At 72.1% G+C, this 14,101-nt stretch carries 13 protein-coding genes; 4 read left to right on the top strand and 9 right to left on the bottom strand.

Annotation, left to right across the window (positions count from 1 at the left end):
• Positions 1 to 6: 6 nt before the first annotated feature.
• Together K304_RS31225 and glgX are read right to left on the bottom strand one after the other, a co-directional pair.
• On the bottom strand, positions 7 to 1,989 hold the full coding sequence (locus tag K304_RS31225) for an ABC transporter ATP-binding protein (protein ID WP_078529709.1): 1,983 nt from the start codon (positions 1,987 to 1,989) through the stop codon (positions 7 to 9).
• 73 nt (positions 1,990 to 2,062) lie between these two features.
• Positions 2,063 to 4,273 carry a glycogen debranching protein GlgX gene (gene glgX, locus K304_RS31220; RefSeq protein WP_486591803.1) on the bottom strand — a complete coding sequence of 737 codons (2,211 nt, stop codon included), beginning with the start codon at positions 4,271 to 4,273 and terminating at the stop codon, positions 2,063 to 2,065.
• A 306-nt stretch (positions 4,274 to 4,579) separates the two neighbouring features.
• On the opposite strand from glgX, the gene K304_RS0125085 reads away from it, so the two are divergent.
• From K304_RS0125085 to K304_RS0125075, 3 genes are all read left to right on the top strand, one after another.
• Entirely contained in the window at positions 4,580 to 5,851 is a 1,272-nt protein-coding gene (locus K304_RS0125085) for an Ig-like domain-containing protein (protein ID WP_027765953.1), read from the top strand.
• A 100-nt stretch (positions 5,852 to 5,951) separates the two neighbouring features.
• The gene (locus K304_RS0125080) at positions 5,952 to 6,719 is read left to right on the top strand and encodes an enoyl-CoA hydratase/isomerase family protein (RefSeq protein ID WP_027765952.1); all 768 of its coding nucleotides are present in this window, start codon (positions 5,952 to 5,954) and stop codon (positions 6,717 to 6,719) included.
• A gap of 261 nt (positions 6,720 to 6,980) precedes the next feature.
• On the top strand, positions 6,981 to 7,499 hold the full coding sequence (locus K304_RS0125075) for an ATP-binding protein (RefSeq protein ID WP_027765951.1): 519 nt from the start codon (positions 6,981 to 6,983) through the stop codon (positions 7,497 to 7,499).
• Positions 7,500 to 7,527: 28 nt separating this feature from the next.
• Here the strand turns inward: K304_RS0125075 and K304_RS0125070 are convergent, their stop codons facing one another.
• The 5 genes from K304_RS0125070 to K304_RS31210 form a co-directional block, all read right to left on the bottom strand.
• Positions 7,528 to 8,283, bottom strand: coding sequence for a VWA domain-containing protein (locus tag K304_RS0125070; protein WP_037791985.1), 756 nt, complete (start codon positions 8,281 to 8,283; stop codon positions 7,528 to 7,530).
• Positions 8,284 to 8,448: 165 nt separating this feature from the next.
• Positions 8,449 to 9,480, bottom strand: coding sequence for a DoxX family membrane protein (locus K304_RS32655; RefSeq protein ID WP_078529707.1), 1,032 nt, complete (start codon positions 9,478 to 9,480; stop codon positions 8,449 to 8,451).
• A 121-nt stretch (positions 9,481 to 9,601) separates the two neighbouring features.
• A complete protein-coding gene (locus K304_RS33530) occupies positions 9,602 to 10,615 on the bottom strand; it encodes a hypothetical protein (protein ID WP_027765949.1) in 1,014 nt (337 codons plus the stop codon).
• A gap of 118 nt (positions 10,616 to 10,733) precedes the next feature.
• On the bottom strand, positions 10,734 to 10,982 hold the full coding sequence (locus K304_RS0125055) for a DUF397 domain-containing protein (protein WP_027765948.1): 249 nt from the start codon (positions 10,980 to 10,982) through the stop codon (positions 10,734 to 10,736).
• On the bottom strand, positions 10,979 to 11,791 hold the full coding sequence (locus tag K304_RS31210; RefSeq protein WP_037791984.1) for a Scr1 family TA system antitoxin-like transcriptional regulator: 813 nt from the start codon (positions 11,789 to 11,791) through the stop codon (positions 10,979 to 10,981). The genes K304_RS0125055 and K304_RS31210 overlap by 4 nt, the downstream gene beginning before the upstream one ends.
• A gap of 159 nt (positions 11,792 to 11,950) precedes the next feature.
• Here K304_RS31210 and K304_RS0125045 point away from each other — a divergent pair, with 159 nt between their 5' ends.
• A complete protein-coding gene (locus tag K304_RS0125045; protein ID WP_037791981.1) occupies positions 11,951 to 12,334 on the top strand; it encodes an ATP-binding protein in 384 nt (127 codons plus the stop codon).
• 110 nt (positions 12,335 to 12,444) lie between these two features.
• Here the strand turns inward: K304_RS0125045 and K304_RS0125040 are convergent, their stop codons facing one another.
• Both K304_RS0125040 and K304_RS0125035 read right to left on the bottom strand, forming a co-directional pair.
• Positions 12,445 to 12,816: a hypothetical protein gene (locus tag K304_RS0125040; RefSeq protein ID WP_027765946.1), complete on the bottom strand. Its 372-nt coding sequence runs from the start codon at positions 12,814 to 12,816 to the stop codon at positions 12,445 to 12,447.
• Positions 12,817 to 13,016: 200 nt separating this feature from the next.
• Positions 13,017 to 13,913, bottom strand: a complete 897-nt coding sequence (locus K304_RS0125035; RefSeq protein ID WP_051308828.1) for a helix-turn-helix domain-containing protein — start codon at positions 13,911 to 13,913, stop codon at positions 13,017 to 13,019.
• Positions 13,914 to 14,101 lie beyond the last annotated feature (188 nt).

Genomic DNA, 14,101 nt, shown 5'->3' with positions numbered 1-14,101 from the left:
TCGTCGTCACGCCTTCAGGCTCCCTTCGGTGCCGGACACGACGTCTGCGGCCGTGTCCGGATCTGTGCCGTCCCCGTCCCCGTCCGCGTCGCGCCGGTCGTCGCCGGACATCAGTGCCGCGTACTCGGGGTGCGTGTGCAGCAGTTCGTGGTGGGTGCCGACGGCGGTGACGCGCCCGCCGGACAGCAGCGCGACCCGGTCGGCGAGCAGCACGGTGGAGGGCCGGTGCGCGACGACCAGGGCGGTGGTCGTGGCCAGCACCTCCCGCAGCGCCGCCTCCACGGCGGCCTCCGTGTGCACGTCGAGGGCGGACAGCGGGTCGTCCAGCACGAGGAAGCGCGGGGAGCCGACCACGGCGCGGGCCAGGGCGAGGCGCTGGCGCTGGCCGCCCGACAGGGACAGCCCCTGTTCGCCCACCTCGGTGTCGACGCCGTGGGGCAGCGCGGCGACGAAGCCGTCGGCCTGCGCGACGCGCAGCGCCCGGTGCAGGGCGGTCTCGTCCGCGGCGGGGGCGTGGTGGGTGCCGGTGCCGTCGGTGCCCATCAGGACGTTCTCCCGCACGGTGGCGGAGAAGAGGGTCGGGTCCTCGAAGGCGACGGCGACGAGGGCGCGGAGGTCTGCGCGGGGGAGGGTGGTGACGTCCACGCCGTCGAGGGTGATGCGGCCCTCGGTCGCCTCGTGCAGACGGGGGACGAGCGCGGTCAGCGTCGTCTTGCCGCTGCCGGTCGCGCCGACGAGGGCCATCGTCTCGCCGGGCGGGACGTGGAGGTCGACACCGTCGAGGGTCGGCTGCGCACCGGGCGGTGCGTCCGGGTACCGGAAGGTCACGCCCTCGAACCGCATGCCGGAGCCGGGGTCGTCGTCCGCCACCCTGTCGACGGCCGCGGTCCGGTCGCCGGCCGTGCCCGCGTCGTCGGGGACGCGGGCGTCGAGGACTTCGAAGACGCGGTCCGTCGCCGTCGCCGACTCGTTGCTCATCGCCAGCAGGAACCCGAGCGACTCCACCGGCCACCGCAGCGCCAGCGCCGTGGACAGGAACGCCACCAGCGTGCCCGCCGACAGGTCGCCTTCGGCGACCTGGATCGTGCCGAGCACCAGCGCCGCGCCGAGCGCCAGCTCGGGCAGCGTCATGATGAACGCCCAGATCCCGGCGAGCAGCCGGGCCTTGTGGATCTCGGTGCCGAGCAGCCGCCCGGACACTGCGCGGAAGGCCCGTGCCTGGCTCTTGTGGCGGCCGAAGCCCTTGATGATGCGGATGCCGAGCACGGCCTCCTCGACGACGGTGGTGAGGTCGCCGATCTGGTCCTGCGCGCGACGCGCAGCGATGAAGTAGCGCGCCTCGAAGAACGAGCACAGCACCCCGAGCGGCACCAGCGGCGCGAGCACGACCAGGCCGAGCATCCAGTCCTGCACGAACATGATCACGCAGCCGACCAGGATGGTGGTGCCGTTGACCACCAGGAACGTCAGCGGGAAGGCGAGGAACATGCGCAGCAGCTGCAGGTCGGTGGTCGCCCGCGAGAGCAGCTGCCCGCTGGGCCAGCGGTCGTGGAAGGCCACGGGGAGCCGTTGCAGGTGGGCGTACAGGTCGGCGCGCATGGCCGCCTCGACGCTCGCCAGCGGCCGCGCCACCAGCCAGCGCCGCAGCCCGAACAACGCCGCCTCGGCGATGCCGACGCCGAGCAGCAGCGCGCCGCCGAGCCACACGCCCCGCGTGTCGCGGGCGGCCACCGGGCCGTCCACGATCCACTTCAGGACCAGCGGGATGACCAGCCCCATGCAGGACGCGACGATCGCGATGAACGCGGCCGTGAAGAACCGGGCCCGCACCGGCTTGAGGTACGGCCACAGCCGCAGCAGCGACCGCACCGCGGATCTGCCGTCGCCGCCGTCGGCCCGCTGCCCTTCCGGGGGCGGCCCGTCGCCACCGCGGGCGGCGGGCGTGTCGTCGGAGCGGTCGTCGGTGGCGGCGAGGTCGGTGGCAGTCATCAGGAGCGAGCGTACGGTTCGCCACTGACACCGCACACTCGGTTTTTCGCCCCTCCCGCCTCCGTCCGCAGACCTACGACCGGACGTCCCGCGCCTGCTGGGGCCGGGCGCGCAGCAGTTGCACCGAGCGGGGCGGCAGGGGCAGCTTGTCACCCGGACGGAGCAGTGTGCCCGGCGGCTCGGCCTGCTCCTCGCGCGCAGTGTCCACCAGCACTTCGTACGCCGCCCCCCAGGGCGGGCCGGGCAGCCGGAACGCTCCGGTCGTGGTGCCGGCGTGGAGCAGCCACAGGAACGAGTCGTCGGTCACCGGGCGGCCCTTGGCGTCGCGCTGCGGCAGGTCCCGCCCGTGCAGGTACATCCCCAGGGTGGCGCCCGGCGCGAACCAGTCGGCCTCGGTCATCTCCTCGCCGTACCCGGTGAACCAGGTGAGGTCCCGCACCCCCTCCGGGCCGTGCGGGCGGCCGGAGAAGAACGCCTTGCGCCGCAGCACGGGGTGGGCGCGGCGCAGCCGCAGCAGCCGCGCGGTCAGCTCGTACAGCCCCCGCCATCCCGGATCGTCGAGCAGGCTCCAGTCGGTCCAGGACGTCTCGTCGTCCTGGCAGTAGGCGTTGTTGTTGCCGCCCTGGGTACGGCCCGCCTCGTCGCCCGCCGTCAGCATCGGCACGCCCGTGGAGAGCAGCAGCGTGGTGAGCAGGTTGCGGAGCTGCCGTCGCCGCAGCGCCAGGATCTCCGGGTCCTCGGTGTCGCCTTCGGCGCCGTGGTTGCAGGACCGGTTGTTGTCGGTGCCGTCCCGGTCGTCCTCGCCGTTGGCCTCGTTGTGCTTCCGGTCGTGGCTGACCAGGTCGCGCAGGGTGAAGCCGTCGTGGGCGGTGACGTAGTTGACCGAGGCGTAGGGCCGCCGCCCGCCCCGGGCGTACAGGTCGCTGGACCCGGACAGGCGGTAGCCGAGGTCCCGCACGTCGGGCAGCGCGCCCCGCCAGAAGTCGCGCACGGTGTCGCGGTAGCGGTCGTTCCATTCCGTCCACAGGGGCGGGAAGGCGCCCACCTGGTAGCCGCCCGCGCCCACGTCCCACGGTTCGGCGATCAGCTTGACCCGCCGGAGCACCGGGTCCTGGGCGATGACGGCCAGGAACGGCGAGAGCATGTCGACGTCGTGCAGGGAGCGGGCCAGTGCCGCCGCCAGGTCGAAGCGGAAGCCGTCCACGCCCATCTCCTGCACCCAGTAGCGCAGGCTGTCGGTGATCAGCCGCAGTGTGTGCGGCCGCACCACGTGCAGGGTGTTGCCGCAGCCGGTGTAGTCGGTGTAGCGGCGGGCGTCGTCGGCGAGGCGGTAGTAGGCGCGGTTGTCGATGCCGCGCAGCGACAGCGTGGGCCCGTGTTCGTCCGCTTCGGCGGTGTGGTTGTAGACGACGTCGAGGATCACCTCGATCCCGGCGCCGTGCAGCGCCTGCACCATCCGCTTGAACTCGCCGACCTGCTGGCCTCGGGTGCCGGAGGCGGAGTAGGCGGCGTGCGGGGCGAACCAGCCGACGGAGTTGTAGCCCCAGTAGTTGCGCAGACCGCGCCGCAGCAGGTGGTCCTCGTGCGCGAACTGGTGCACCGGCAGCAGTTCGACGGCCGTCACCCCGAGCCCGGTGAGGTGGTCGAGGGCCGCCGGGTGGGCGAGTCCGGCGTAGGTGCCGCGCAGTTCCTCGGGCACACCGGGATGGCGCTGGGTGAAGCCCCGCACGTGCAGTTCGTAGAGCACGGTGTCGGCCCACGGGGTCTTGGGGCGGCGGTCGTCGGTCCAGCTGTCGCGGTCGTCGACGACGACGCCCTTCGGTACGTGCGGCGCGGAGTCGCGCTCGTCCCGCACGGTGTCGGCGAGGTCCTGCTGCGGCCAGTCGCGGACGTGGCCGTACACCTCGGGCGTCAGCACGAACTCGCCGTCCACTGCGCGGGCGTACGGGTCGAGCAGCAGTTTCGCCGGGTTCCAGCGTGCGCCGGTCCACGGGTCCCAGCGGCCGTGCACCCGGTAGCCGTAGCGCTGACCGGGCCGGGCTCCGGGGACGAAGCCGTGCCAGATCTCGTGGGTCGGCTCGGCCAGCCGGTGCCGGGTCTCCCGTCCGTCGTCGTCGAAGAGGCACAGGTCGACGGCCTCGGCGCCGCCCGCCCACAGTGCGAAATTGGTGCCCGGGGTCCGGTCCGGCCCCAGGTGGTGGCGCGCGCCGAGCGGTTGCGGACTGCCCGGCCACACGGCCGGCGGGTCCGCCGGGTCGTTCGTCCGCGCGGGTGCCTGCGTCACCAGTGAGCCTCCGTTCCACGGTGCACACGGCGATCCTCACCCGCCGGGCCCTCCGGGGAGGGCCGGAACCGCTCCCGGTGACGCCGAACGGGTGACAGCCCGGCGCGGAGCGCTCACCCTGCGCCGCAGCCGCGCACGTTTTCTCCCGGCATGCCCCTCACCGGCGGAAACCGCGACCGAACGGTGACACTGCAGGTGCACAACCCCCGCATGTGTGTGGTTGTCTGACCGGTCACACGCGCGTGGTGCGCTCCCGACGGCGCCACCTGGGGAGCGCGTTCGTGCGCGAGGGGAGAACAGGCCACAGTGGAACTCAAGGCCATACTGGACGGGGCGGAGACGCGGGCGGGCGGCCGGGCCCGCCTCATAGGGGGAGGGGCGGCGGGACTCGTCGTCCTCCTCGTCGTGCTGCTGCTGGTGGTGTCGTCCTGCGGGGGCGGCAACAGCGCCGCCGACGAACGGACTCCGGAGAAGGCGAAGCCGACCGGGCCGTCCGATGCGGTCGTCACCATCGCTCCGGAGGACGGCGCCGACGACGTCGCCACCACGGGCGAACTGGCGGTGAGCGCCGAGAAGGGGAAGCTCACCGAGGTCGTGGTGCGCACCGCGGACGGCGAGAAGGTGCCCGGCGCGATCACCGCCGACGGCAGCGCGTGGAAGCCCGAGGGGCACCTGCGGACCAAGACGACCTACACCGTGAACGCGGTCGCCACCGACTCCGAGGGGCGCAAGGCCGCCGAGAACGCGAAGTTCTCCACCCTCGTCCCCGGCGACTCCTTCGTCGGCTTCTTCCAGCCGGAGGACGGCGACGAGGTCGGTGTCGGCATGCCGGTCTCGATCACCTTCAACCGGGCCATCGAGGACCTGGAGGCCGTGGAGAAGGCCATCTCCGTGACGGCGGAGCCCGGGGTGGACATCGAGGGCCACTGGTTCGGCAACCAGCGCCTCGACTTCCGTCCCGAGGAGTACTGGGAGGCCGGCACCGAGGTCACGCTCGACCTCGACCTCGACGGCGTTCAGGGCGCGGACGGCGTCTACGGGTCGCAGAAGAAGTCGGTCACCTTCGAGATCGGCCGCTCGCAGGTCAGCGTGGTCGACGCGAAGAAGAAGACGATGACGGTCACCCGTGACGGGAAGAAGCTGCGGACGGTGCCGATCAGCGCCGGAGCCCCGGCCACGCCCACGTACAACGGCATCATGGTGATCAGCGAGAAGCACGTGGTCACCCGCATGAACGGCGCGACCGTCGGCTTCACGGACGACGACGGCGAGGGCGAGTACGACATCAAGGACGTGCCGCACGCGATGCGGCTGTCCACCTCCGGCACCTTCATCCACGGCAACTACTGGGCCTCGTCGGCCACGTTCGGCTCCACGAACACCAGCCACGGCTGCATCGGCCTGGACGACGTGCGCGGCGGCTGGGACGAGAAGGTGGCGGCCGCCTGGTTCTTCGAGAACTCCCTCATCGGTGACGTCGTGCAGGTGAAGAACTCCGACGACCCGGAGACCATCGCCCCGGACAACGGCCTCAACGCCTGGAACATGTCCTGGGAGGAATGGACCGCCGAGCAGTAGCCCTCCGGGCGGCCCGGCCGACACGACCGGTCCCCGCACCCGGCGCCCTTCGCGCCGGGTGCGGGGACCGAAGCGTGTGAACGAACGCTAACCTGCCCGTATGACTGTGACTCTCGAAGTGGCCGACGGCGTCGGCACTCTCCGCCTGGACCGCCCGCCGATGAACGCCCTGGACGTCGCCACCCAGGACCGGCTCCTCGAACTCGCCCACGAGGCGACCGCCCGTGAGGACGTCCGCGCGGTCGTGATCTACGGCGGCGAGAAGGTGTTCGCGGCCGGCGCGGACATCAAGGAGATGCAGCGCATGGACCACGCGGCGATGGTCGCCCGGTCCAAGGGTCTCCAGGACGCCTTCACCGCGGTGGCCCGCATCCCCAAGCCGGTCGTCGCAGCCGTCACCGGCTACGCGCTCGGCGGCGGCTGCGAGCTGGCGCTGTGCGCCGACATCCGCATCGCGGGCGAGAAGGCCAAGCTCGGCCAGCCGGAGATCCTGCTCGGCCTGATTCCTGGAGCCGGCGGCACGCAGCGCCTGTCCCGCCTGGTCGGTCCGGCCAAGGCGAAGGACCTCATCTTCACCGGACGCCAGGTCAAGGCGGACGAGGCGCTCACCCTCGGCCTGGTCGACCGGGTCGTGCCGGACGCCGAGGTGTACGAGGCGGCGCACGCGTGGGCCGCGAAGCTCGCCGCGGGCCCGGCCATGGCGCTGCGCGCGGCCAAGGAGTCGGTCGACGCGGGGCTGGAGACGGACATCGACACCGGCCTGACCATCGAACGCAACTGGTTCGCGGGCCTGTTCGCCACCGAGGACCGGGAGACCGGCATGCGCAGCTTTGTGGAGGACGGCCCGGGCAAGGCCAGGTTCCGCTGACCCGTCCGCGAGGCTCCCGAACGGCCGGGGTGGCGTGGGGTGGCGCATGCCGCCCGCGCGTCACCCCTGCGCCGTTTCCGGGGGAGGTGTCACGTGCCCGCGGACGGGTAGTGATCATGCCTGCGCGGAACGTAGTCGCTGGTCATCGACGTGATCAGGGCGGCAGAGGGGGTCACGGCATATGCCAGATCCGGAGATCTCCGACCTGACTCCCAGGTCAGCAATATTCCGGAACAGCCACGAAGTGTGCTTGCACGCGCCATGATGGTCCGCATGACCGGACAGGGTGACGTGGCGAGCATGACCGGAGCAGCGACGGAGACGGGAGTCGTCCTGGGCGCCCCGGGCAGCCCGCCGACCCTCGGCGCCGTCGTGGAACTCGTGGGCGACCCGACGCGGGACGAGGTGCGGCTGCCCAACCGCCCGGAGTCCGCGGCCACCGCGCGGCGCCTCGCCGAAGCCGTACTGCGTCAGGGCTGGGCCGCCCCCGCCACCACCGCCGAGCACGCCGTGCTGCTGGTCTCCGAACTCGTCGGCAACGCCGTACGCCACACCGGCGCGAGCACCTTCGGCCTGCGTATGCACCGCCGGCGCGGCCGGCTGCGCGTCGAGGTCCGCGACCCCTCGCGCGGCCTGCCCTGCCTGCTGCCCGTCACGGAGATGGACACCAGCGGACGCGGCCTCTGGCTCGTCGACCGCCTCGCCGACCGCTGGGGCGTCGACCTGCTGCCGCGCGGCAAGTCCACCTGGTTCGAGATGCGCCTGCCCGACCCCCGGTAGCGGCGCCCACGAGAGCGCCGGACAGGGCTCAGCGCAGTACGCCCGCGGCGCGGGCCGCGGCGAGCCACTGCGGGAACTCGTCGGTCAGCCCTTCGTACAGAGCGGCGTCCGACCAGCCGAGCGGATCGGCGCCCAGCGGCAGGAATCCGGCGTTGTCCACCACCCGCTTCGCCGGCACCGGAAGAGCGTCCAGCTTCCGCAGGAACCGGAACTCGTCCTTGCCGAACCCGACGAACTGCCAGAAGAGCGGCAGCGCCGCACTCTCGCACAGCACCCGCTCCGCCGCCGACTTCGACGTCGGGCCGCCGTCCGTCTGGAACACCACGAACGCCGGGTCGCTCGCCCCGCTCGCCCGGTAGTGGTCCACCACGGCCTGCATGGCCAGGTGGTAGTTCGTCCGGCCCATGTGCCCCAGCGCGTCGTGCTGCGCCCCGATCCGCCCGGCGTAGTCCGTCAGCGACACCTCGGCCACACCGTCCACCCCGGTGGAGAAGAACACCACCGGCACGCGGCCGTCGTCGTCGAAGTGCGCCGCGAGTCCGAGTGTCTGCTCGGCCAGCCGCTGCGCCGAACCGTCCCGGTAGTAGGGGCGCATGGACCCCGACCGGTCCAGCACCAGGTACACCGCCGCCCGTACGCCGCTCAGCCGCCGCTTCTCCAGGCTGACGGCGGCCTGCTTGTACAGGCTCACGAGGCCCGGCGCGGCCCGCTGCATCTTCTCCAGGCCGACCGCGGCTCCTCCTCCGCCGCCACCCTCCGGCCGCTTCACGTAGTCGATCGCCATGGCGGTGCCCCCCTCGTCCTCCGGTGACCACCGCCCCCGGAGCCTGTGCCGTCCGTGCTGCGGAGCCTAGACGCACACGACGGCGGGGGCGGGCGGTTCTCCATGAACCGTCCGCCCCCGCCGCATCCGGCCTGCGGAACGCGCGCGCCCGGGGAGTGCCCGGCGTCAGCGGGGCATGGCGTCCGACACCGCGCTGTGGGCGTAGCCGCGGGCCTGCTCGGCCCGGGCCTGCGTCGCGTGCTGTGCGGCACGCACGCGATGCTCGGCACGCTTGCCCAGGTCGGACTTGCGGGCCTGTTTGGCACCGTGCTGCGCCTTCTTGGCAAGGTCGGATGTGCGCGCCTGCTTGACGCCGTGGCGCGCCTTCTTGGCAAGGTCGGACTTCTTCGCCTGCTTGACGCCCTGCCGGGCCTTCTTGGCGAGGTCGTCCCGCTGCTTCTGGGCCTGCGCCACGCTGTGCTGGGCCTTCTTGAGCCCGTGCTTCCTGGACTTCCCCCAGGCATTGCGACCCTTCCGCATGCCGTCGTGCTGGGCTTCCAGCACGGCGTGCTGAGCGTCCAGAACCGCGTGCTGCACCTTCTGGAGACCACTCTTCCTCGACCGGCCGAAGAGCTTGCCCTTGGTGCCGCCCTTGCCCATGCTCTTCGCCAGCTTGGCGCCGCGCTTGGCGTTCTTCTTGTGGTGCTTCAGGGCGTGCGCCGCGTACAGCTCGGCCGCGTGCCCGGCGGTGCCGATGCGCTTGCCGGCCGTGTGCGCGCTGTGCCGCGCCAGCCAGGCCGCGGACGGCTTGCCGTGCGTGTCGGCCGCGGCGAGCAGCAGCCCGCCCGCCAGCCCGCAGTTCTTCAGGAAGTGCACGAGCTGCTGGTCCCGGGCCTCCGGGTCCGACTCCTCCCAGAAGCGGTGGGTGGCCGCGGTGGTCGGAATCAGACTGCCCAGGAGGAAGAGCGCCGCCACGCGCGGCGCCTTGCCGAAGGCCAGCGCCGACCCTGCGGCGATCTTCACGGCGGCGTCGATCTTGACCAGCGTCTCGGCATCCGTGGGCACGTTGTCGGGGATCTGGTCCTCGTACCTGCCGACGGTCTGGTCCAGGAGCGGCTTTGCGGCCTGTGCGTGGGCCTCCACCGCACGCAGGGCACTGATCCCGCCGTACACGATGGTCGCAGCCAACAAGGGACGGGCAACTCGACGAAGGATCATCTGATGAACACCTCTCTCGCTACGTCCTCACTCTGCCCGCGTACCCAGTGAGCCGCACCTTGCACAACGCTGCGTACATACGACCGGGTGAGCAGCGGTGACCGCCTGCGTCCGGGCTCCGTCAGCCGGTGCCGGTGCCGGTGCCGGTGCCGGTGCCAGTGCCAGTGCCGGTGCCTGCGGCGGCGTGGAGGGCTTCGCGCCAGGTGCCGCCGTTCTGGATGATGTGGGCGGGGCTGCCGGGGCGGGGTGGGGTGGGTTTGGTGAGGGAGACCTTTGGGGCCGTGGGCGGGGGTGTGGGTGTGGTGGGTGGCGGGGGTGTGGGCCATTGGGGGAGGGGTGGGAGGTAGCGCAGGAGGCGGTGGCGGAGGAAGGCGGCGGGGGCGTGGATGTCGCCGGGTGGGAGTCCTTGGAGGGTGACGGCGCGGAGGGTTTCGGCGCCTTCGCCGCGGAGGAGGTAGTGGCCGGCGAGGTGGGCGAGTTCGCGGGCGTCCGTGGCGGGGAGGGCGAGGCGGGGTTCGGTGCGGCGGAGGGTGTGGAGGAGGTGTTCGGCGCGTTCGGCGTAGGGGGCGAGGGGTCCGTCGAGGCGTCCGGGGCCTTCGTCGGGCTGCGGGGTGCTGCTCGTGGGGAGGGGGTGGGGGGTGTGGTTCTTCTGTGTCTTGTCCCCTTCGGGGGGTCGTCGCCGGGTGGGCCGTGGGGCGGGTTTCCCGGTCGCCGGTTGCGGGATCCAGGCGAGGGCGTTGACCAGGCGTACTCCCAGGCGGCGGGAGGTGGTGGTGTCCTTGCCGAGGTGGGCGGCCTCTTCGGCGGCGGCCCAGCCTTCGGCGATCTGGTCGGGGGTGTGGAGGGGGGTGAGGGAGGCGAGGCGCTGGTCGCGGATCTCGCCTCGGAGGTTCTGGCGTTTGCGGGCGTGCCAGTGGCCGTGTGCGCGCAGGCATTTGCGGGCGGCGTTGAGTTTGTCCTTGCCCATGCGCAGGGAGGTGGCGACGGCGTCGCTGTTGCGCCGGTTGCGGGGCGGGAGTTTGACCAGGGCCTGCAGGAGCCGGAGGGCGGCGTCGCTGAGCGCGGGGTCGTCGATGAGGTCTTCGGGGGTCTGGAGGAACGGGGCGCGTGCGGGCGCGCTAACCTGGCTGGGCATCGTCAGTGGGCCTTATCCACTCGTCGGTGTAGGCCCTTAGCTGGTGTTCGCGCACCGTGCTAGGGGCCGCTTTCGTCGCTACGGAGACGAAAAGTGACGTGACCCACGGTACACCCGATTAGCCCTGCTTCGCGGCGAACTCCACGAAAGAAGCCCAGGCCAGAGCTTTGACCGCGACCTGCGGCCCCCGCTCGCCCACCTTCGAGTCCCGGACTCGGATGGCATCCGGTGCGTCGGCGACCTCTACGCAGTTTCCGCCGTCCGACCCGCTGTAGGACGACTTCCTCCAGGCGAAGGCCACCTCCACGCAGTTTCCGCCGCCGCTGCCGCTGTAGCTGCTCCTGTACCAGGCCAACTCGGTCTTCATAGCTCCTCGACTACACGCTCGATCAGCCGTGCGGACTCCTCCATGCTGAGGGCCAGCGACCGAAGCTTCCCATAGCGCAGCGCGAACGCGCTGACCTTATGCGGCTCAGAGATCACGCATCCCACCTCCTGCGACTCGACGTACCCGACCTGTCGGTGAGCGTTCGTCTCCAGCAGCACCATGGGCCCGTTCAGCCCGGGGTGCATCCCGTAGTCCCCAGGGAGCACCTGAAGTTCGACGTTGGGCTGTTCCTTGAGCCCTGCCAGTCGCCGGAGTTGAGCCCCCAGGGTGCCTGTGCCGCCGACCGGATTGCGCAGCACGGGTTCCCAGAGAATGAACGAGAACTGCACCAGTGGCGTGCGCGTGAGCAGGCGTTGCCTTCCAAGTCGCGCTTCGAGGTGCTGTTCGCGGGTTTCCTCGTCCAGCGGCGGGCAGTGGCCCGCGAGGACGCTTCGGGCGTACGCCTCGGTCTGGAGCAGTCCGGGAACGATCTGGGGCTCGTACTCGAAGCGGCTCACTGCTTCTGCTTCGAGCTTCGCGAAGTCCTGGAAGAAGTCGGGCAGCTTCGCCAGCTCCACCTCGTCCTGGAGGGCGAGCAGGGTGCCGTTGGCCGGGAGGACGCGTTCGACCGCTTCCGTGAAGTCCAGCTTGGCCGGGCGGCGGCCCTGCTCCACCGACGCGGTGTGCTCGTAGGAGTACCCCACGGCCTCGGCCAACTCCGTCTGCGTCAGACGCTTCTGCTCCCGGAAGAGCTTCAACAGGCGCCCGTAGCAACGCCACGCCTCGACCTTCGTCTGTGCCCGCGCCACCGTCGCCCACTTCCCGTCACCGACCCGTACAGCACCCGTACCGGCGCACGGACGGCCGGACGGTACACATGACTGACCTTCCTCACGCTAGGCGGGTGACGGGACGCTCACGCTGTGAAAGCAGAGAATCCACCCCACACGGCGACACACACCTTCCGCATGCGTTTCAGCTCCAGCCGTCGGGGCGCACGCCTGGCCCGTCGGCTGGCCGTCGAACGGCTGGACGCGTGGGGGCACCCGTACGACAGCCGCGTCACCCGTGACGCCGAACTGATCGTGGGGGAGCTGTGCGCCAACGCCGTGCGCCACGGGCACGTCGCCGGGCGCGACTTCGCCCTCGCCCTCGCCGTCACCGACACGACCGTCCGCATCGAGGTGTCCGACGCGCGCGACGAGCGGTACCCGCCGCTCACCGCCCGAGCGCCGCTGGAGCCGGCCGAGTCGGGCTACGGCCTGCTTCTCGTCGCGACTCTCGCCGACGACTGGGGCGCCGAGCCCCGCACGCCGGTCGGCAAGACCGTGTGGGCGGAGCTCGCCCGCTGAGCAACCCGCCCACCGGAGGTGTCTCCCACCGCCGCCGGGCGGGCCTCCGCAGGGGAGACCCGCCCGACACGGCCCGTCACCGTGCCTGTCGCCGTCGCCGCCGGACGGCGTTACGGCTGGAGCGTGATGGAGTTGATCGGCGTCAGGTTCTTGTCGATGTAGGAGAAGGCCTGCAGGTATCCCTGGCAGCCGGTGCCGTTGAAGCCGGTGCAGGTGCGGGCCGTCGCGCCGCCGGACTGGTTGTTGAAGAGGCGGTGCACGCCGTACTCGTCCGTGAGGTTGTGCGCGCCGTAGCTCCAGTAGACGTGCTCCGGGTTGCCGTTGTTCCAGGACGCGTTCGGGTAGATGCACACCGCGCCGTACGGGCAGCCCTGGTAGGTGCTCCCGGCCGGCGCCGCCTGGGCGGCGGTCGCGCCGACCGTGGTCAGGGCGCCGAGCGTGAACGCCAGTGCTGCCGCGCGCTGCAGGATGCGTCGTCGCATGGTTCGTTTCCCCCAGTAGGTGGTGGCAGCCCCCTCGTCGGGGCTGGTGGAACGAGCTTCGCGGAGCGCCCCCAGCGGCGTCGAGGAATCCCGCCCGTCCCGGGACGGGACGAGACGGGACGCCTCCGACCAGCGGGTTTCCCGCGCCGGATGAGACCTGACGGGACGTGGGACGCCGTCTCCCGGGGAGCGCGTCCCGCTCAGGATCTGGTCTCGTGCGGCGACGCGGCGGGAGCGGGGGACGCCCCGCCGCGAGGCGTGCACACCGTCCGGCCCTCCGCCAGGGTCACGCAGGCGCGCGCGGAGGCGGGGAAGGGTGCGTCGACCATCGGCGAGTAGACGTCGTGGCCGTAGACGATCGTGCGACGGGCGCTGTGGTCCTCCGGCCCTTCGACCACGGCCGCGTCCCCGACGTCGGCGTAGCTGACGCGCGCCCAGGCGGCCTGGCACACGGGGCTGTACCGCAGCTCGACGTACCGTGCACCGACCTTCCGCACGGCGGCCGTCCAGACCTCCAGGTGGCAGCCGAAGCGTTCCGCGTCCCTGCCGTTGCACGCGAAGCCCACGCATCCGGGCGCCTGGTTCGTCGCGTCCTCCGCCGAGAGGGAGGACGCCCCCGGCCCCGCCGTCGTGCCGCCGTCGCCCGGGAGCAGCGCGACGCCGATTCCCGTCGCCACGCCCATGAGCAGACCGAGGAGTATGCACAGCGCCGGCACGGCGAGCCTGCGGCGCGGCCGGCCGGTCGTGTCCGCCCCCGGCCCGGCGGGCACCGGTGGCACGCCCGCCACCGGCGGCCCCGCCGCCTCCGGCTCGGGCTCCGCCGGGACCCCGGTGCCTTCCTCGTTCGTCTCGGCCAGGCCGTGCAGTACCAGTAACCGCCCCGGAGGCACGCCCACCGCCGACGCGAACGCCCGGACCGCCGCCTCCGGCGGCACCGACTTGCCGTTGAGATACCGCTCCCACGACGACTTGCTGTAGCAGGTGCGCTCGGCGAGCGCGGCCAGCGTCAGCCCGCTCCGCCCCCGCAACGCCCGCAGCTCACGCGCCAGATCCTTGCAGCGCCCGTTTCCGGGCAGCACCTTCCCCCTCGCCTGCATGGCGATTTCCCCCCGAATGCTGTGAAGTTGGTCGAACGTCAGACTAGCGGGCGAGGGTGACATCGACGACGGTTCCCGGCCGCCGTCACCCGGACGCGCTCGGCGAACCGTTTCGGCGGGATGCACGAGCGTGTGGCGGGCGGTGCACCGGGACGCGTCGCGCCCGTCCGGCCCGGCGCCCAGGCGCC

It is taken from the genome of Streptomyces sp. CNS606 (assembly GCF_000426325.1).
This window is presented reverse-complemented; position numbering and strand designations above follow the sequence as displayed.

What these genes read in the sequence shown, in the direction of transcription:
- K304_RS31225 (WP_078529709.1), bottom strand. Translation starts at nt 1,989, where the DNA reads ATGACTGCCACCGACCTCGCCGCCACCGACGACCGCTCCGACGACACG.
- K304_RS0125080 (WP_027765952.1), top strand. Translation starts at nt 5,952, where the DNA reads ATGACTGTGACTCTCGAAGTGGCCGACGGCGTCGGCACTCTCCGCCTG.
- K304_RS0125075 (WP_027765951.1), top strand. Translation starts at nt 6,981, where the DNA reads ATGATGGTCCGCATGACCGGACAGGGTGACGTGGCGAGCATGACCGGA.
- K304_RS0125070 (WP_037791985.1), bottom strand. Translation starts at nt 8,283, where the DNA reads ATGGCGATCGACTACGTGAAGCGGCCGGAGGGTGGCGGCGGAGGAGGA.
- K304_RS32655 (WP_078529707.1), bottom strand. Translation starts at nt 9,480, where the DNA reads ATGATCCTTCGTCGAGTTGCCCGTCCCTTGTTGGCTGCGACCATCGTG.
- K304_RS33530 (WP_027765949.1), bottom strand. Translation starts at nt 10,615, where the DNA reads ATGCCCAGCCAGGTTAGCGCGCCCGCACGCGCCCCGTTCCTCCAGACC.
- K304_RS0125055 (WP_027765948.1), bottom strand. Translation starts at nt 10,982, where the DNA reads ATGAAGACCGAGTTGGCCTGGTACAGGAGCAGCTACAGCGGCAGCGGC.
- K304_RS0125045 (WP_037791981.1), top strand. Translation starts at nt 11,951, where the DNA reads ATGCGTTTCAGCTCCAGCCGTCGGGGCGCACGCCTGGCCCGTCGGCTG.
- K304_RS0125040 (WP_027765946.1), bottom strand. Translation starts at nt 12,816, where the DNA reads ATGCGACGACGCATCCTGCAGCGCGCGGCAGCACTGGCGTTCACGCTC.
- K304_RS0125035 (WP_051308828.1), bottom strand. Translation starts at nt 13,913, where the DNA reads ATGCAGGCGAGGGGGAAGGTGCTGCCCGGAAACGGGCGCTGCAAGGAT.